19 protein-coding genes are annotated in these 17,371 nt (G+C 38.4%); 15 read left to right on the top strand and 4 right to left on the bottom strand.

The window, feature by feature from the left end; translation table 11 throughout:
• Positions 1 to 33: 33 nt before the first annotated feature.
• The 4 genes from QUF73_14295 to QUF73_14280 all read left to right on the top strand — a co-directional run bounded on the left by QUF73_14295 (position 34) and on the right by QUF73_14280 (position 3,618).
• Positions 34 to 693 (top strand): RNA polymerase sigma factor, encoded by a 660-nt coding sequence (locus QUF73_14295; GenBank protein ID MDM5227372.1) that lies wholly within the window; start codon positions 34 to 36, stop codon positions 691 to 693.
• A 27-nt stretch (positions 694 to 720) separates the two neighbouring features.
• Entirely contained in the window at positions 721 to 1,254 is a 534-nt protein-coding gene (locus QUF73_14290) for a GNAT family protein (GenBank protein ID MDM5227371.1), read from the top strand.
• 99 nt (positions 1,255 to 1,353) lie between these two features.
• Positions 1,354 to 1,833 carry a GNAT family N-acetyltransferase gene (locus QUF73_14285; GenBank protein ID MDM5227370.1) on the top strand — a complete coding sequence of 160 codons (480 nt, stop codon included), beginning with the start codon at positions 1,354 to 1,356 and terminating at the stop codon, positions 1,831 to 1,833.
• 153 nt (positions 1,834 to 1,986) lie between these two features.
• A complete protein-coding gene (locus QUF73_14280; GenBank protein ID MDM5227369.1) occupies positions 1,987 to 3,618 on the top strand; it encodes a zinc ABC transporter substrate-binding protein AdcA in 1,632 nt (543 codons plus the stop codon).
• Between the two features lie 173 nt (positions 3,619 to 3,791).
• On the opposite strand, the gene QUF73_14275 is transcribed toward QUF73_14280, so the two are convergent.
• Positions 3,792 to 5,540 carry an ABC transporter ATP-binding protein gene (locus QUF73_14275; GenBank protein MDM5227368.1) on the bottom strand — a complete coding sequence of 583 codons (1,749 nt, stop codon included), beginning with the start codon at positions 5,538 to 5,540 and terminating at the stop codon, positions 3,792 to 3,794.
• A 508-nt stretch (positions 5,541 to 6,048) separates the two neighbouring features.
• Here QUF73_14275 and QUF73_14270 point away from each other — a divergent pair.
• Both QUF73_14270 and QUF73_14265 read left to right on the top strand, forming a co-directional pair.
• Positions 6,049 to 6,561, top strand: a complete 513-nt coding sequence (locus QUF73_14270) for an ATP-binding protein (GenBank protein ID MDM5227367.1) — start codon at positions 6,049 to 6,051, stop codon at positions 6,559 to 6,561.
• A 28-nt stretch (positions 6,562 to 6,589) separates the two neighbouring features.
• Positions 6,590 to 6,841 carry a DUF1963 domain-containing protein gene (locus QUF73_14265; GenBank protein ID MDM5227366.1) on the top strand — a complete coding sequence of 84 codons (252 nt, stop codon included), beginning with the start codon at positions 6,590 to 6,592 and terminating at the stop codon, positions 6,839 to 6,841.
• Positions 6,842 to 6,892: 51 nt separating this feature from the next.
• Here QUF73_14265 and QUF73_14260 read toward each other — a convergent pair whose 3' ends face one another.
• The gene (locus tag QUF73_14260) at positions 6,893 to 7,303 is read right to left on the bottom strand and encodes a MerR family transcriptional regulator (GenBank protein MDM5227365.1); all 411 of its coding nucleotides are present in this window, start codon (positions 7,301 to 7,303) and stop codon (positions 6,893 to 6,895) included.
• 242 nt (positions 7,304 to 7,545) lie between these two features.
• On the opposite strand from QUF73_14260, the gene QUF73_14255 reads away from it, so the two are divergent.
• Positions 7,546 to 8,586 carry an NAD(P)-dependent alcohol dehydrogenase gene (locus tag QUF73_14255; GenBank protein MDM5227364.1) on the top strand — a complete coding sequence of 347 codons (1,041 nt, stop codon included), beginning with the start codon at positions 7,546 to 7,548 and terminating at the stop codon, positions 8,584 to 8,586.
• A gap of 93 nt (positions 8,587 to 8,679) precedes the next feature.
• Positions 8,680 to 9,261, top strand: a complete 582-nt coding sequence (locus tag QUF73_14250) for a sugar O-acetyltransferase (protein MDM5227363.1) — start codon at positions 8,680 to 8,682, stop codon at positions 9,259 to 9,261.
• Positions 9,262 to 9,424: 163 nt separating this feature from the next.
• Here QUF73_14250 and QUF73_14245 read toward each other — a convergent pair whose 3' ends face one another.
• The gene (locus tag QUF73_14245) at positions 9,425 to 10,699 is read right to left on the bottom strand and encodes an MFS transporter (GenBank protein MDM5227362.1); all 1,275 of its coding nucleotides are present in this window, start codon (positions 10,697 to 10,699) and stop codon (positions 9,425 to 9,427) included.
• A 139-nt stretch (positions 10,700 to 10,838) separates the two neighbouring features.
• Here QUF73_14245 and QUF73_14240 point away from each other — a divergent pair, with 139 nt between their 5' ends.
• The 6 genes from QUF73_14240 to QUF73_14215 all read left to right on the top strand — a co-directional run bounded on the left by QUF73_14240 (position 10,839) and on the right by QUF73_14215 (position 15,777).
• A complete protein-coding gene (locus tag QUF73_14240; GenBank protein MDM5227361.1) occupies positions 10,839 to 11,753 on the top strand; it encodes a LysR family transcriptional regulator in 915 nt (304 codons plus the stop codon).
• 139 nt (positions 11,754 to 11,892) lie between these two features.
• A complete protein-coding gene (locus QUF73_14235; protein MDM5227360.1) occupies positions 11,893 to 12,468 on the top strand; it encodes a LysE family transporter in 576 nt (191 codons plus the stop codon).
• A 24-nt stretch (positions 12,469 to 12,492) separates the two neighbouring features.
• Positions 12,493 to 13,269, top strand: a complete 777-nt coding sequence (locus QUF73_14230; GenBank protein MDM5227359.1) for an AraC family transcriptional regulator — start codon at positions 12,493 to 12,495, stop codon at positions 13,267 to 13,269.
• 27 nt (positions 13,270 to 13,296) lie between these two features.
• Positions 13,297 to 14,262 (top strand): MBL fold metallo-hydrolase, encoded by a 966-nt coding sequence (locus QUF73_14225; GenBank protein MDM5227358.1) that lies wholly within the window; start codon positions 13,297 to 13,299, stop codon positions 14,260 to 14,262.
• Between the two features lie 105 nt (positions 14,263 to 14,367).
• Positions 14,368 to 14,748 carry a hotdog domain-containing protein gene (locus QUF73_14220; protein MDM5227357.1) on the top strand — a complete coding sequence of 127 codons (381 nt, stop codon included), beginning with the start codon at positions 14,368 to 14,370 and terminating at the stop codon, positions 14,746 to 14,748.
• Positions 14,749 to 14,883: 135 nt separating this feature from the next.
• The gene (locus QUF73_14215; protein MDM5227356.1) at positions 14,884 to 15,777 is read left to right on the top strand and encodes a hypothetical protein; all 894 of its coding nucleotides are present in this window, start codon (positions 14,884 to 14,886) and stop codon (positions 15,775 to 15,777) included.
• A 96-nt stretch (positions 15,778 to 15,873) separates the two neighbouring features.
• On the opposite strand, the gene QUF73_14210 is transcribed toward QUF73_14215, so the two are convergent.
• On the bottom strand, positions 15,874 to 16,878 hold the full coding sequence (locus QUF73_14210) for a DUF3231 family protein (protein MDM5227355.1): 1,005 nt from the start codon (positions 16,876 to 16,878) through the stop codon (positions 15,874 to 15,876).
• A gap of 184 nt (positions 16,879 to 17,062) precedes the next feature.
• Between QUF73_14210 and QUF73_14205 the strand changes: the two genes are divergently transcribed.
• Positions 17,063 to 17,341, top strand: a complete 279-nt coding sequence (locus tag QUF73_14205) for a metalloregulator ArsR/SmtB family transcription factor (GenBank protein ID MDM5227354.1) — start codon at positions 17,063 to 17,065, stop codon at positions 17,339 to 17,341.
• Positions 17,342 to 17,371 lie beyond the last annotated feature (30 nt).

The raw sequence follows: 17,371 nt of genomic DNA, 5'->3' as shown, positions 1-17,371 counted from the left end.
TACAAAATAATGAAAATATTTTTCGGAGGGAAAATGGTTACAGAATCTTTAACTATTGAGGAAATTCCTTTGAGGCTATATAAATATTGTTTATCCTTAACATCCTCAGAATGGCTGGCTGAGGATTTAACCCAGGAGACAATGATTAGATTGATCAAGATAAGAGAAAAAGAGCCAGACCGGGTGATGAACATAACTTTTTTGTACACCATTGCCAGAAATATTTTTATTGATGAAAAGCGCAAGAGAACTGAAATTCTGACGGATCCTCATGAGTTATTTGCAAAAAGCTGGGACTTTACGGAGTGGGACAGTTTATTAGAAATCTTATATAGTACACTTCCACTCCGTCAGGCAATGTTAATAACGTTAAAAGATGTGTTCCAATATACTTCTGAAGAAATAGCCGCAATGCTGAGAGTCAGTAATGAATCCATTAAAATAGCCCTTCACCGGGCAAGAACTTCATTAAAGAAAAATAATTCTCCAGGCATTAATAAACAGCCATACAATGACAATATGATAAATGAGTTTTCATTAGCAGTAAAAAACCAGCAGCCGTTAAAGATATTTTACTATTTTCGACTGCTGCAGACAGAACATTTCAAGGTAATTGCCAATAGGGAGAAGGGTTTCCATGCCATTTTTATATCAGATCCTGATGGGAATATTCTTCAGATATTTTCAAGATAGAGTATAGAAGGTAAGGGGAGAAAAAAAGTGATACCGACATTAAAGACTAAAAGACTGATGCTGAGAGAAATTTTGAAAGAGGATGCTGAGAGTATATTTGCTTGTTTTTCAAATGACAATGTGACTCGTTACTACGGGCAGGAAACATTAGAAAGGATGGAACAAGCTGAAGCAATTGTTGACTTTTTTGCAAATAGCTACAGGGAGAAAAAAGGAATGCGCTGGGGAATTGAACTTAATGGGAAGAAAGGAATAATTGGGACAGTCGGCTTTAATGCATTGTCTCTTAAACATAAGCGGGCAGAAATAGGATATGAAATACATCCTGAACATTGGAGAAAAGGCTATACCTTCGAAGCTGTGTCGAAAGTTATTCAATATGGATTCGAGGAATTGGATCTTACTCGTATTGGGGCAGCTGTATTTATGGAAAATGAGGCATCTATTAAATTGCTGACTAGAGCCGGGTTTCAAAAAGAGGGTATTCTAAGAGATTATATGCAGCAAAATGGAGAAGCACACGATACCTATGTATATTCAATTCTTAAAGATAAAAGGTAGACTCTAAAGGAGAATTAATGTGAAACCTCGCCAGCCAGGTGGCTTATTCAATTTACACAGAGGGGTAAGAAGAGTTTATAACATTTGAGGTGGCTTTAAATGAAAACTTACGCAGTTGAGGATTTACCCAAAAATAAAATAATTGGATTTTTTAAGCTGCATTGGGGAAGCCCGGAAATGGTTACTTCCAGTGGGATTTATGATTGTAGTGCACTGGATGGTTTTGCTCTTGTAGATGAAGGAGAAAAAATCATTGGCTTAATTACTTACCTAATTAAAGGTAATGAATGTGAAATTATATCCTTAGATAGTCTGGAAGAAGGTAAGGGGATAGGCACATCGTTAGTTCAAAAAGTAGAAAATCTTGCTATAAAGAAAAATTGTAAAATCGTAAAACTTATAACAACAAACGATAATTTATTAGCATTAAAATTTTATCAGAAACGAGGATTTATCCTGTCCAAAATTATTCTTAATGCCGTTGAGAAAGCAAGAACGGTAAAACCCGAGATACCCTTAATTGGTTATGATGGTATTCCGATCAGAGATGAAATTGAACTGATAAAGGTATTGAACTAATGGGTGTTAATGTACAAATTTAGCTGCTGATCGAGCAGCTTTTTCTTTTTAAACAAAGGAGATGAACGGGTACAATCACAAAATCGTAATGATTACTATTTACAAATCGTAATCATTACGATAAAATGTTCACTAAGTAAAGGGGGAGTAACATTGTTAAACAAATTTGCAGGCTTACTTAGTATATTTATTGTCATCTTTACGCTGGCTGCGTGTGGAGGAAAATCTGCAAACAGCAGTGAAAGTGAGAGGGAACCAAAAGAATCCAGCAAAGAGTTAAAGATTTATACAACTGTATATCCTCTACAGTTTTTTGCTGAACAAATTGGAGGAGATCATGCTTCCGTGGAGTCTATTCTGCCATCGGGATCAGACTCGCATACATATGAGCCAACCACCGGCGATATGATGAAAATATCTGAATCTGATGCTTTTATTTATAATGGGGCAGGCTTAGAATCATATGCAAACAAAATCTCGGAAACCATTCAATCTGATGACGTTAAGGTACTTGAAGCATCAAAAGGAATAAACTTGGAAAAGCATGTACATAACCATGAAGGAGAGGATGGCGGCCATGAGAGTGACCACACTCATGAAGAAGAAGGCAGTCATGAGGACGAACATGCTGGACATAATCATGGGGACCAAGATCCTCACGTTTGGCTGGATCCTGTTCGTTCTATTCAGCTCGCAGAGCATATAAAAGATTTATTAGTTGAATTAAAACCTGAGCAAGAAGAGACTTTTAACCAAAACTTTGAGGAGCTGAAAGGAAAGCTCAAAAACTTAGACCAGGACTTCCGTGCACAACTTGGAAATTTACCTGAAAATAAAATTATTGTATCTCATGCTGCTTATGGCTATTGGGAGAAAACCTATGGAATCGAGCAAATCGCTGTATCCGGCTTGAGCCCTGCTAACGAGCCTTCACATAAAGAGGTACAAAACATCATTAAGACTGCTGAAAAGCATGGTTTGAAGCATGTATTTTTTGAACAGAATATTACTCCTAAAGTGGCAGACATTGTTAGGAAGGAAATTGATGCAGAGGCTTTACATATACACAATTTATCGGTTTTAACAGAAGAAGATATAAAGAATAATGAGGACTACTTTACTCTCATGCAGCACAACTTAGAGGAACTGACAAAAGCTTTATCGGAACCTTCATCCGAGGGGGCTTCTGAGACAAATGAGCAGGGGGAACACGATCATGGCCATACTCATTCACATAATGAAGAAACAGCAAAAATTTATGAAGGATATTTTGAAAACAGTCAAGTGAAGGATCGATCCTTATCAGACTGGGAAGGTGACTGGCAGTCAGTATACCCATATCTTCAAGATGGCACCCTTGACGAAGTATTTGCTAATAAAGCGGAGCATGGGGGTGAGATGACAGCCAAAGAATATAAGGAATATTATAATGAAGGATACCAAACAAATGTTGGACGAATTCAGATACAGGGGAATAAGGTAACGTTTTTCAAGAACGGAGAAGAATATTCTGGGGAGTATATCTACGATGGGTATGAAATTCTAACATATGATGCGGGAAATAGAGGGGTTAGATATGTATTTAAACTAGAAGCAAATGCTGAAGGTCTTCCTAAATATATTCAGTTTAGTGATCATAGTATCTATCCGACAGAAGCTAGTCACTATCACCTGTATTGGGGTGACGACCGAGAAAAATTGCTGGATGAAGTTTCCCATTGGCCTACGTACTATCCATCTGACATGGATGGCCATGACATTGCCCATGAAATGATGGAGCATTAAACTAAGAAGGATTATAACTTCAGGCTCAGGGGTGCTGGTCAAAAGCTGCTAATCAGGCAGCTTTTTTCTTTTTAAACTAAAGGGGCAGGTTAGTTTAATAAGAATTACAGAGCTGCAAATTTAGTATTAGCTAAAAATAAATCAGCCCGAATAAGGGCCGATTTATTGTAATATCACAATGTTAATTCAAACTGCCGGGAATATAGGTTGGAATAAACTCCATCGCTTTCAAGTAAAGAATTGTGAGTACCTTGTTCCACAATACCATCCCCAGTTAAGACAATGATCCTTTGAGCATTACGGATAGTTGAAAGGCGATGGGCAATAACAATAGTTGTACGCCCTTTCGCCAGCTTTTCGAGTGATTCCTTGATAATGCTTTCACTCTCGTTATCTAATGAACTAGTTGCCTCATCTAATATAAGAACAGGTGGATTCTTAAGAAATACACGGGCTATACTTACTCTCTGTTTTTGCCCTCCAGAAAGTCTAACTCCTCGTTGACCAATAATGGTGTGGTATCCGTTTGGCAAGTTCATGATAAAATCGTGAGCGTTTGCATCCTTAGCTGCATTTATTATTTCCTCATCGCTGGCTGATGGATTTCCGTAACGAATATTTTCCAATATTGTTCCCCCGAATAGGTAAACATCCTGCTGTACAATTCCTATAGCTTTTCTTAAAGACTGAAGGTCAATAGAGCGGACGTTTTTCCCATCCAGTAATACCTCGCCATTTGTTACTTCATAAAAGCGGGGTATGAGCGAGCAAAATGTTGTTTTTCCAGCACCTGATGGACCAACTAAGGCTATATATTCTCCGGTTCGGATATGAAGAGACAAATTTTCCAAGACATAGCCAGAATTATCTTCATAACGGAAGAAAACATTTTTGAACTCTATTTCACCCTGTACTTCTTCCATAGGCAGAGGCACGGCATTCGGTTGGTTTTCGATTGAAGGCTTAAGGTTCATGATTTCCATAAATCGCTGGAAGCCAGTGATTCCTTCCTGAAATTGCGTACTCATATGAGTCAGTTTTTGAATTGGCTCAATCATATAGTTGATATAGAGTAAAAATGTGATTAAATCGGCCAAATCAAATGAGTTGTCTACAATACTGGCACTCCCGATAATAATTACTGTGATTGTAATCAGCTGGATAATTGTTTGAACACTATTGTAAAACTTGGCTTCGACGTTGTAAAACTCTTTTCTGCTCTCAAGAAAACGATTGTTTTCCCGGCTGAACTTCTCAATCTCATATTGCTCGTTGCCAAATGATTTTACTACTCGGATTCCTGATAGACTATCCTCTACCTGTGCGTTTACGTCTCCAATCCTTTCTTTGTTTCTTCTTAATGCCCTGTTTTCAATCTTATTAAAATATAAGGAAAGGGCACCTAACAAAGGAAGAAAACAGAAAGCAACAATTGTTAATTGGGAGTTAATAAAGAATAAAATAACAAAGGCTCCAATAAAACGGACTAGGTATTTGAGATAGTCTTCCGGGCCATGATGATACAACTCGGAAAGCAGCAGCAGATCATTAGTAATCCTGGACATAAGTTGACCTGTTTTTTCTTTATTGAAAAAGCTGAAGGAAAGCTTTTGCATATGAGCGAACAGTTCATTACGCATATCACTTTCCATTCGAGCCCCAACTTCATGCCCTTTGAAGTCCAAAAAATAGTTTGCTATATTTTGGATTGCTACTAAAACAAGCATTAGCGCGCCAATCCAATAAACTTTAGGTAAGGCGATCGATAAATCTCCTTCCAAAACATTTTTCGTTATATACCTAACAAGTAGCGGAAGCACCAAAGTCACACCTGAGACAATTATTGCACAGGCCAATACTGTTAGATACAATTTTACATATGGTTTGTAATACGAGAAAAATTTTTTCATTGGAAAATCCATAAGTTACCCCTTTTTGTGTAATTTAAATAAACACATATTAGGGGGTACACCATAAACAATTAAGAAAGTGTTACACCCCTATATGTTTGAACGGATGTGTTAATCATTTTTCGCATGGAAAATTCCTCCTTGACAATTGATATAACAATTATATGTAAGTACTCCAATAAAGTACAGAATATTTAATTAATTATCTTTGCTATTGAAATATATGTTTTATGGTTTTGTATTTATACCCACAGCTCAATGAACTGGAAGTAATGTATTTATTGCTAAACTTTTTGGTGAGTTAAAGGGTGAGTTGTTCCAAGAAGGATTAACGCCTTTTTTGTGGGATTTCTATTGAACACACGGGGCAGGTTAGTTAAAGAAGGAAAATAAATGAAATTGGTAGAATAAGTAAATTGGATATAAATCTTAACGTCTAAATATTAATAAGAGGAGAATGTCTATGAGAACTAACGAAGTAAAAAGTTTAAACTAAAATAAGCTCGGGGGGTTAAAAAATATGAAACAATTGGGGACGCTATACTTTTTCTGTGGAAAAATGGGAGCTGGAAAATCAACTAAATCAAAACAATTGGCGATAGATAAACATGCGGTACTGTTGTCTGAGGATGAATGGCTTTCATCTCTATATCCCAATCAGCTTGTATCATTTGAGGACTATCTAAAATTCTCAGCGCAGCTCAAGCCGTTGGTGAAAAAGCATGTCCAAAACATATTAAGTGTTGGTACAGATGTAGTGATGGATTTTCCAGCTAACACTCGAAAACTGCGAAAGTGGTTTTTGGATATGGCGTCAGAGGTCAATGCAAGCCATCAACTAATCTTCCTTAATCTAAATAACGAGCAATGCTTACGTCAAATTGCACAAAGGAGTAACGAACAACCCGAAAGAGCAGCTTTTGACACGGAAGCGGTGTTTATTCATGTTACTAAATTTTTTGAAGCACCAGAGGCATCCGAGGGTTTAAATATTTTAGAGTTTAGCGGAAAAGACTTCCTGGGAGGATTCTAATAGCATTGCCCCGCAAATTGAAGATGAAATATTACGGCTTGAATCAGAGGAAGGGATAGAATACTACGAAGATATTGTAGAAAAAATATATCCCGTTCATAAAGTTGGGGGGTATCCTTCTTTTACTCAAGGTGGAGTTTCTTTTGGAGAAGATTACCCCTTTGTATTTCAAATCAGTTCTGATAAAAAGGCCCATTTCAACATTGTAGATAGTGGCAGTTTCTATTTTTTCTACAATCAAGAAAAACATGACTGGATTGTGTACTGTGATTTTTATTAGATTTTTTAGTTAAAAAGATAGCCATCTGTATTAAATACAGGCGGCTTTCTGTCAGCTATTAATCTCTATTTTATCTTCTTTATGAATATCTTCCGTTCCAGCTTCCAGTGCAGTCTTGTAGTATAAGCATTTATGCTCGATGACTTCCATTGTTTTTCTTAGTTCTTCCATTTGTGCTTGTACATTTGCTTTTCGCTCCAGAAACATGTCATATCTTTGCTGAAGTGTGGCATCCCCTTCAGAACACCAATCAATGAAATTTTTAATCTCCTTAATAGGCATCCCGGTGGCTTTTAAGCATTCTATTACTTTTAGAGCGCTAAGGTCGGATTCTTTAAACAAGCGATTTCCGCTGGGGGTCCGTTCTACAAAGGGCATCAGACCTTCTTTGTCGTAGTAGCGGAGGGTATATACTGTCAGATTCAATTCCTTTGCCACTTCACTGATCGTGTATGTTTTCATTATTTATCTCCTATTTTTATAGATGTAGACCTAGAGTTAACTATAAGGTATAACGTGAGATTATCATGGTATCTTATAAATGTCAAAGCCACTTTATTGGGATTGAAAAAATTAATTTTATCGCTTGACCTAGAGTTAACTATAAGCCTTAACATGGTTGTGAAAAGAGAAAAATGATGGGAACTTAACTGAGTTCTTTTTAAAATCTATCATTCTCTTAAAAAATTCAGGAGGTTTTATTCATGATAACTGCTAAAGCGCGGGCCGTTGACGGTCCGGACAAGCCGTTTAGAGCGGCTGAAATTAAAAGGCGCGATCTTGATTTGCATGATGTTCTGATTGAAATTAAATATGCTGGCATTTGCCATTCTGACATTCATACCGCTCACGGCGAGTGGGGTCCTGTGAACTATCCGCTCGTACCTGGGCATGAGATTGCAGGAATTGTTACGGAAGTAGGCGCTGAGGTTACAAAGTACAAGGTCGGTGACCGGGTTGGGGTCGGATGTATGGTTGACTCCTGCGGAGAATGTGATAATTGCCGTAAAGGAGAAGAACAGTACTGTCTCAAAGGCAATGTTCCTACTTATGCGGGTGTGGACAAATATGGCGAGCCTACTCAAGGCGGCTATTCTACTCACATTGTTGTAACGGAGGACTTTGTTGTCAGCATTCCTGATAGCATTGGGCTTGACGCTGCAGCACCACTGCTTTGCGCGGGCATTACCACTTATTCGCCGCTAAATCATTGGAAAGCTGGGCCGGGCAAGAAAGTAGCGGTTGTCGGTATGGGCGGCCTTGGCCATATGGCTGTTAAAATTGCACATGCCATGGGTGCAGAAGTGACAGTCCTTTCGCAAACATTGAATAAAAAAGAAGACGGCCTGCAATTTGGAGCAGACCATTACTTTGCCACAAGCGACCTGGAAACTTTCAAAACACTTGCCGGAACGTTTGACTTAATTATTAACACGGTAAGTGCAAAGATCGACATGGATGCTTACTTCTCACTGCTCACGCTTGACGGAACATTGGTAAACGTTGGTGCTCCTGCAGAGCCATTGTCAGTCAATGTGTTCTCACTCATCGGCCATCGCCGCTCCTTTGCAGGTTCTATGATTGGAGGCATCCGTGAGACTCAGGAAATGCTGGATTTCTGTGCAGAACATAACATCGTTCCAAAGATTGAAGTCATTACAGCTGATCAAATAGATGAAGCTTACAAACGCGTATTAGCTTCGGATGTAAAATATCGATTTGTGATTGATATCGGCACTATGTAAATGGTTCAAAGATGTCCTGAAAGCCTGGCTTTTGGGACATTCTATTTTTAACTTGGATTTTTTTAGGATCATACAAAGAAAGGTGGCTAAAAAATGAACATGGAAGACTTTATAGATTTCTGCCGAAAGGGAAATCCCATTTCAGGTGAGGACAAAGAATTGCATGGGCTATTGACTCAATGCAGCTATGAAGCTCAAAAGATCACTATGAAATTGAATACTTCGTATCATTCAAAAGATGAAATAGCAGAGATATTCAGTGAACTGACAGGTAGTAAAGTTGATTCTTCCTTTATGTGCTTTCCGCCCTTTTATACAGACTTCGGCAAGAATATCACGATTGGCAAGAACGTGTTTTTTAACACAGGGTGTTCTTTCCAGGACAGGGGCGGGATTCGTATTGGAGACGGCACCATGATCGGTATGAATGTCACGATTGCTACACTGAATCATGGGTTATCTTTAGAAACAAGAAACATAACCTACCCTTCTCCAGTTGTCATTGGCAAAAACGTCTGGATTGGTTCAAACGCAACCATCCTGCCTGGTGTGACGATTGGTGAAAACTCTGTGGTTGCGGCAGGAGCCGTTGTCACTAAGGATGTTCCTAAAAATACTGTAGCTGTAGGAGTTCCTGCGAAAGTTGTGAAGAGGATTAATGATGGCTTAGAGTAATTTTAGTGTTAGTTAAAATTGGCGTTTCCTTTTCGAATACATTAGAACAAGCCGATCTTTTAGTAAAATCAGCTTGTTCTTTTTTATAGGATATTAGACTTTAACTAGTTTTGATGGGGAATTTTGCGGACGTGATATTAAAATGGTACGTATGTTTTAATTGCTATATATTCACTATTCCCTCATTAGCTAATTGACTTGAATGCTGTTTTTTAATAGTAATGACAAATAAGCTTGCAAATAAACAGAAAACACCAGCTAGGAAAAACGCCCAAGTATAAGTATTGAAAAATTTATAGATTAGACCGCCTCCATATGCAGCTGCAGCAGCACCTACCTGATGAGATGCGAAAATCCAGCCGTAAATGATTCCGCTCTTTTTAGTCCCAAATATTTGTCTTGAGATATTAATAGTTGGTGGAACAGTTGCAATCCAATCTAATCCATAAAACACAGTAAAGATAATAAGCATCGTAATCGAACCTTCCATTAATGCATAAGGAAGGAATACAAGTGAAGCCCCTCTTAAACCGTAGTACCAAAATAATAGCCATCGATTATCTAAACGATCTGACAGCCAGCCGGATAGGGTTGTTCCTGCTAGATTGAAAATTCCCATAAATGAAAGAAAGGAAGCCGCTGTAACTAAAGGTATTCCAAAACTTATACAGTAAGATACAAAATGAGTGCCAATTAAACCGTTCGTTGAAAGTCCGCAAATAAAGAAACTGCCGGCTAATAGCCAAAATTCTTTTACTTTTACAGCTTCTAATAAGCCATTGAAGGCTAAAACAATAGGATTTTTCTTTTGTTCTTCATTGCTGTCCTGTATTTCTTTTTCCAGTCCATATGGAAGAATGCCAACATCCTTTGGCGTGTTTTTCATAAATAAAAGGATTATGATCAGCATAATGAAACTAAGGATCATAATTAAACCAATCGCCAAACGCCACGAATAATGATCGATTATAGACGCTAAGACAGGAAGAAGAATTAATTGACCTGTTGCAGTACTTGCTGTTAAAATTCCTACTGCAAGTCCTCTTCGTTTCACAAACCAGTGATTCGCCACATATGGACTTACTACCGTTAAAAAAAGACTCGCTCCCAGTCCAATAATTATGCCCCAAATAATCATCAGCTGCCATGACTGGTTCATCATTAAGGTAAGCATGAGGCCAGTCAGCAAAGTCGCCATTGAACCAATCATCATTTTTTTTAACCCGATCACTTCTAATAATGCTGCCATGAAGGGGCCTGATATACCATATAAAAAAAGACTAATGGCAAAAGCAAGTGCAATTATAGGCCGATCCCAGCCAAATTCGTTCTCGAAAGGATCTATGAAAACTCCTGATGATGATATGGCAATTCCGGCAACGATAATGGATAAAAATGTAATGGTAAGAATAAACCAGCTATAGTGAATACGCTTCAACACTCAGACACCTCCGTTATACTCCTGTTTTTTTCTTAATAGTAACCCGCAGCTATTCATTAGTAAAATTGAAGTTTATGAAGTTATCCATTGATTTTTTTGATACTATAAAAATAAGAGAAAAATAAAAGTGGGTGAAATGATGGAAATTCGCCATTTTGTTACGTTTAAAAAGGTCATTGAAACGGGGAGCTTCACACAAGCGGCGGAACAATTAGGGTACACTCAATCCACGGTAACTTCTCATATTCAGGCACTTGAAGAACATTTAGGCTTGCCTCTGTTTGACCGGATGGGCCGAAAGGTAAGATTGACTGATACGGGCAAGAAGCTGCTCCCCTATACTCAAGAGATACTAGATACCTATGGAAAGATCGAAAGTATTGCCAGTGATGGAGAGGATATGAGAGGAGAGTTAAAGATTGCGGCTCCGGAATCACTAACGGTATACCGCCTGGAACCAATATTAAGAGAATATAGAAAGAAGTTTCCCCATGTAAACATCAGTTTAAGTAACGCCAGGTGCAGTGATAACAAGAGAGCAATACTTAATGGCAGTGCGGATATTGCATTTGTCATGATGCCGCAGCTGCAGGATTCCGATTTAATCGTCCATTCGTTTTTGGAAGAACCTATCGTCCTAGTTGGAAGCCCTGACTGTCCGCTGAATATTTTAGATAAAGGCTGCGAAAATCAAAAGATAAGCGAGTGTCTGATTGCGAACGAGAAAGAATGCAGTTATCGAACGATGTTTGAAGAATACCTTGGAGAACGTGGGATCGTCCCTTCCCACACGATGGAGCTTTGGAGTATAGAAGCGACGAAACGTTGTGTCATGAGCGGGCTTGGTATTGCTTATTTACCTCTAATGACAGTATCTGATGAAATCAAGGCAGGAAGGTTAAAAGTTATTCCCTGCGAAGGTGGTTTTAAACAGATTTTCTCCCAAGCGGTTTATCATAAAAACAAGTGGATTTCCCCAGCTTTATCCATGTTTATTGACATTAGTCTGAAACATGCAAGAGACTGGTCATGTGCGGAGACTATTTGTTGAGTTAGAGACTGCGAGAAGTGCATTTAAACAATCGTGGCAACAAAAATAGGAGTTTATTTGATCCTGCAATAATATACTATAAGCCGCTTAATTCTAAGATGTATATTTATGTGAGAATAGCCTGAAAGGAGTTTTCTTCATGAATATTACATCTTTTTTAGTATACTGTTTTATCGTTACATTTACGCCGGGTCCGACGAATATCGTCATATTATCCACTGTGCATAATATTGGGACAAAGAAGGCGATGGAATATACCTATGGTGCTACCATTGCTTTTGGTCTGCTGCTTATGATTTCAGCTATGCTGAATACGATCCTTATGGAGGTCATACCAAAAGTATTAGTCGTTATGCAGTTAATCGGAAGTTTTTATATATTCTATCTCGCTTATCAAATATTCACAGCGGATACTTCCAAGCCTGCTGTAAACCAAAATGGCACCTTTATGTCAGGCTTCCTGATGCAGTTTTTAAATCCAAAGGTCGTATTATTTACAATGACTGTCATTCCCAGCTTCATCATGCCGTACTATACGGAAGTGCCGGCTGTGACAATGGGTGTTCTCGCCATCACTCTTATTGGATTTTTAGCATTTATTACATGGGTGCTTTTCGGTACCATTTTCAAGGCGTTTTTACAGAAGCATGATAAGATTGTAAATATGATAATGGCCATATTTTTAGCTTATTCCGGTGTGATGATCTGGATGTAGATATGCTGTTAAGGGGTGTATCCAATGGACAAATTTATCTATAAAAAATCGGCAGGCATTACTGCGTTATCAGCAAGTATTTCTGAATTTGCTTATAAAAAGCATGCTCACGCGGAATATGCAATAGGTGTGACCCTGCGCGGTATTCAGCACTATACCCTGGATGGTGGTCTGCAATTATCCTATCCTAATGGCGTTATGCTTTTTAATCCGGAGCAGGCACATGACGGAATGGCGCATGATGAGACCGGTCTTGACTATGTGATGTTATATATTGACCCCCAGCTGATTTCAGAGGTCAGCGGGACAAAGGATATCGTCCGTTTTTCAAATCCCGTTGTGTATAATGATCGGCTTGAACAAAAAATTTTGAGTCTTTCTCATGCCATATTAAGCGAAAAAGATGAAGCATTATGCAGTGAATTGCTTTTATCCCTCACAGATCATCTCATTCATACTAAACTTTCATCATATGATAAGAAAGATAATGCTCTAATTAGAAAAGCGAAGGATATGGTTCATGCCAGTTTGGAAAATGTACTTAAACTGGACGACATATGTAAAGAGCTGAATCTATCAAAATTCCAGTTCATCAGATTATTTAAGGCTCATACTGGAATATCACCGTATCAGTATTTTCTTAACTGCAAAATCGAACGAGCCAAGCAGGTAATAGAAAAGAATAAAGACATCTATGCCGCTGTTAGTGAATGTGGTTTTGTTGATTTAACTCATTTAAATAAGCATTTTAAAAGTGTATATGGGACTACAGCATTTGAATATATGTCACATTTAAATTGAGAGGCTGAAAGGTAAGGAGGAGGAGCTTTGGATATTATTTTCTTTGAAAGAAAGTTTCCAAGTGCGAATATGGTTCTGATCAAGGATGAACTTCCGATCCTTATTGATACTGGATTTGGAAGTGATGTCAAAGAAACTGAGCAATTACTGAAAGAAGCAGGCGTTTCACCAGAAGAACTGCACCTTATTGTCAACACGCACTACCATAGTGATCATGTGGGAGGCAATTTTCATTTTCAAAAAAATTATGGCGTTAGGATTGCTGCTCATAAATGGGAAGCGGAATTAATTAACTCTTGTAATCCCGAAGCCTGCAGTGCAGAATGGCTGGATCAGCCTGTAGAGCCTTATCGAGTCGATAAAAAGCTTTCAGATAACGATGAAATTCATACAGGAAGCAGAACTTTTAAAGTCCTGCATACACCTGGACATACGTTAGGGCATATTTCTTTGTATGAACCTGAAGAAGAGGTATTAATTTGCGGGGATCTTTTTCACCAAAATGATATCGGATGGTTGAATATCTTCCGGGAGGGTGTTTCATCTATCCAGCGATCGCTGGAAAGTCTGGAGCGGCTGTCGGGACTCAAGATCAGGAAGGCCTATTCAGGGCATGGACCTCAAATAGAGAATCCTCTGGCTGCCATTGATGCAGCAAGGAAACGGTTTGAAAAGTGGCTTAAGGCACCAGGAAAATTGTCATGGCATGCCTGCAAGAGGATTTTTTCATTCACTTTAATCATGAAAAATGGATTGGCCAAAGAAGAAGTCAGCGATTACCTGCTTAAGTGCGGATGGTTCCAGGATTTTGCGCGCTTTTCTTTCCAGCAGCAGCCCGAAGAATTTATTCCAATTCTGCTTGATGAAATGATTCGTTCCGGAGCTGCAAGCTGGCACGATAACCAATTAATCTCCAACACCCCATACCAGGCGCCGAAGAAGGAATGGGTGAATAAGGATATAAAGCCGAAAGATTGGAAATTCGTAACATAATTAGCAAGTGGAAACTGGGTTAATAAGTTGAATACCATCCTTAATTATTGTAATATTCAGTCGTTAATTGATATATTGTTTAAAACCTTCAGGAGGGTGATTCATATGTCATTAAATGTAGGGGACATGATTACGTTTGAACGGACTTTTACAAAAAGGGATGTTGAACTATTTACAGAGATATCAGGTGATGAAGGAATTCACCATATAACCCCGGATGAACAGGGAAGGCTTGTGGTTCAAGGATTATTAACGGCTACTCTGCCAACTAAAGTAGGCGGAGACCATAACGTGCTGGCCCGTACGATGAATTTTGAGTTTTTGAGACCTGTTTTTACAGGAGATACAATCATTTGTGAAGTAACAATCGATAAGTATGAAGAGCAAGATCGTAATAGAATGGCTATTGATGCTTCTTTCCTTTGTACGAATCAGAATGAGAAACAAGTACTAAGAGGGAATTTTGCAGGTGTAATATTATCTTAAATAGTTCTTATATTAAGCAGCTGCCGAGAAGGGCGGCTCTTCTTTTTGAACTAAAGAATATAAAAATTGAAAAATATGGAACCTTCCACAATGAAATTCGTAATAGTAATAAAGAAATGTATAAGGGGGGATTAGATGGCATGGTTACTCCTGCTGCCAGTGGTTATCTGGTTTATTTTATTTTTCCGCAAAAAGCTCTCATTTAAATATGACTTATCTCCAAAATCATTAGATATAAAACCGATTAAAGGGTTAAAAAAGCTAAGTGATCACCTGGAGAAGTCTCTTAGTAAAAGTTATATGGCAAATGTAGAAGAGAGGGTAATGAAAGAAATTAAGCTAAAAGAAAATGAGTACAGCTGGCGTCTGCTGGATTTAAAGCGCTACTTTATTTTGATTTCTCTTTTAAAAGAGTCACCTATGTTCAGCGAAAAAGTCGATGAACTGTGGCATCAGATGCTCATGTTTACCCGTGAGTATGATGATTTTTCAAAAGAATATTTAGGAAGCACTCTTCATCATAGTCCGAATCTAAAACAGTCGCCTGATCCTGATTTGCGCGGATTTTTTGATTGGGTGTATGGTGAGCTCTTTTTCATAAGGAATGAAAATATCCATCTCTATAAGGGATTTTACAGATTCCCTGTACCTCCAAATATTATTGATGAGTTTAAGAATTTGTCGGAAAATGAACTAATAGAGCTCTATTTTAAGAGTGATAGCCAATACATAAGTACTGTGCTCTCGCTTATTTCTGCCATGAAAAAAACAGCAAAGAAAGTAAAAAATTACGAAAAAAGCGCCATACAAGAAATGATGAGAAAAAGAAAAAGTCAGCAAAATTATAACGCAATGCTTGTTCCTTTTTTATCTGTGTCCTATTTTCATTATGATGATTTTTCCAGTTACATGAAAATCAGCAGCAAGATTTCATCAAGCTGTACAAGCTGCGGGTCAGGCAGCTCCTGCAGCTCGGGCAGCTCCTGCTCATCCTCATCCTGTTCAAGCTGTGGCGGGGGTGGAGATTAATAAAATAGAGAGCCGAGCTGGTGAAAAGGCCAGCGCGGCTCATCAGCGGTAAACCATTGAATGGGGGACTCCCCTCACACAAATAAGGGAGTTAACTTATTTATCCTGTGCAAGTTCTTTCCTATTAGGAGCAAGCGGCGGCTGTTCTAACCACTTGTTTTTCACCATAATACCGAACCATTTTCTGGTGATTCCCAATGTTTTTAGGATGGCTTTTTCATAAGCTAAGGCCAGGTCTGTCCGCATGGCTCCTGCTAAACCTGTTCCGTAATATACTTGTGCAGTTTGTGTCAGGAAACCCATATGATACAACATTAATTTATCGGAAAATGGAGAGTCCTTTGATGTAGTAATCTCTGATTCCCACGACATTGGGACTGGCAAATTATCCTTGTGTAATATTTTTGAAAAGGCCTGCAGGTTTCCATCGGCAGTTTTTTCTAATTCCTCAAAAAACTTTCTTATTTCTTTCGATTCTGTGACTTGACTGAATCCGATGGAAAGGGCTTTTGCCATAATCCCCTTTTTAATGTTAAGAGAAATACTGATTATTTCTGTAGAAGATAAAAGTCTCCCTTTTCCAAAAAATCCATCAGTAAAATCTGTTGCAGTTATAAGTTCAGGGCTCTCATTAGGATAAAAATAAGGATCTCTTTGGAAAACACCTTTTTTCAGCAGCAGCTCAATGGTTAAATCGTACATGCTTTTTGCATCATCCACACATGAATTGTAAAACTCCCTTAAGTCCTTTCTGACCGAAACACTTAAAGCGGTTGTATGACCCAGCAAACCATGTATAGTCATAATATGTAAATAATTTAAGCAGAATGTGTCTGAAAACAATCTCTCTGCACTTTTATTGAGGTCGGACTCTGTAAATCCAATGGGCACTGGAAATCCATCCTTCTTAATGAAGGAAACAAGCTGCTTCTTTTGCTTTTCCCCTGTCTTTATTGCTATTTCAAAGATTTGTTTCATTTCTTCGTCTTCTATAATAGAAATCATATACCTATTTACGATTTCGGTCATTGTTCCGTTTACATACTCCCCCCATAGTGTTCCTATTTCGGAAGCTGTAAGCTTTATATTATCATTTTCCAATTGTTCTCACCTCTTCAGTATTTTTTACTCATACAGAATAAGGTATGCATTCCATTGGACTTAAACCTTTATAAATTGTGCAGATTCTTGGTGCTTACCGTCGAGATTGATAGGGCACCTTCATTAAGCAACCTAAAGGTTGCTCGTATTGACAAGTAACCATGAGGTTGCTTATAATCGTGATATGAATTGGGACAAAGACGCTATATTCAAAGCACTGGCTGATTCGACTCGGCGGCTTATAATGGACGAACTGTCCGAACGCAAAGAGATGACGCTGTATGAACTAACAGCTCGTCTCATTATGAAGCACAATCTTTCCATTTCGCGGCAGGCAATAGCTAAACACCTTTCTGTATTGGAAGAGGCAGAGCTCATAAAATCAGAACGCAAAGGAAAATACCGTGTAATTATTTTTAACAACCAGCCGCTAAAAAATTTGCTGAAAGGCTGGGTAGAGTAATTCACTAAAAACGAAATAGGGATTTTGGAC

The organism is Cytobacillus sp. NJ13 (assembly GCA_030348385.1).
Taxonomy (GTDB): Bacteria; Bacillota; Bacilli; order Bacillales; family Cytobacillaceae; genus Cytobacillus.
The sequence above is the reverse complement of the archived record's forward strand: the minus strand, read 5'-3'. Positions and strand labels throughout refer to the sequence as shown.

Excerpts from the sequence above, each read along its gene's own strand:
- QUF73_14295 (MDM5227372.1), top strand. The coding sequence starts at position 34 with ATGGTTACAGAATCTTTAACTATTGAGGAAATTCCTTTGAGGCTATAT.
- QUF73_14285 (MDM5227370.1), top strand. The coding sequence starts at position 1,354 with ATGAAAACTTACGCAGTTGAGGATTTACCCAAAAATAAAATAATTGGA.
- QUF73_14275 (MDM5227368.1), bottom strand. The coding sequence starts at position 5,540 with ATGGATTTTCCAATGAAAAAATTTTTCTCGTATTACAAACCATATGTA.
- QUF73_14270 (MDM5227367.1), top strand. The coding sequence starts at position 6,049 with ATGAAACAATTGGGGACGCTATACTTTTTCTGTGGAAAAATGGGAGCT.
- QUF73_14260 (MDM5227365.1), bottom strand. The coding sequence starts at position 7,303 with ATGAAAACATACACGATCAGTGAAGTGGCAAAGGAATTGAATCTGACA.
- QUF73_14255 (MDM5227364.1), top strand. The coding sequence starts at position 7,546 with ATGATAACTGCTAAAGCGCGGGCCGTTGACGGTCCGGACAAGCCGTTT.
- QUF73_14250 (MDM5227363.1), top strand. The coding sequence starts at position 8,680 with ATGAACATGGAAGACTTTATAGATTTCTGCCGAAAGGGAAATCCCATT.
- QUF73_14240 (MDM5227361.1), top strand. The coding sequence starts at position 10,839 with ATGATGGAAATTCGCCATTTTGTTACGTTTAAAAAGGTCATTGAAACG.
- QUF73_14235 (MDM5227360.1), top strand. The coding sequence starts at position 11,893 with ATGAATATTACATCTTTTTTAGTATACTGTTTTATCGTTACATTTACG.
- QUF73_14230 (MDM5227359.1), top strand. The coding sequence starts at position 12,493 with ATGGACAAATTTATCTATAAAAAATCGGCAGGCATTACTGCGTTATCA.
- QUF73_14220 (MDM5227357.1), top strand. The coding sequence starts at position 14,368 with ATGTCATTAAATGTAGGGGACATGATTACGTTTGAACGGACTTTTACA.
- QUF73_14215 (MDM5227356.1), top strand. The coding sequence starts at position 14,884 with ATGGCATGGTTACTCCTGCTGCCAGTGGTTATCTGGTTTATTTTATTT.
- QUF73_14205 (MDM5227354.1), top strand. The coding sequence starts at position 17,063 with ATGAATTGGGACAAAGACGCTATATTCAAAGCACTGGCTGATTCGACT.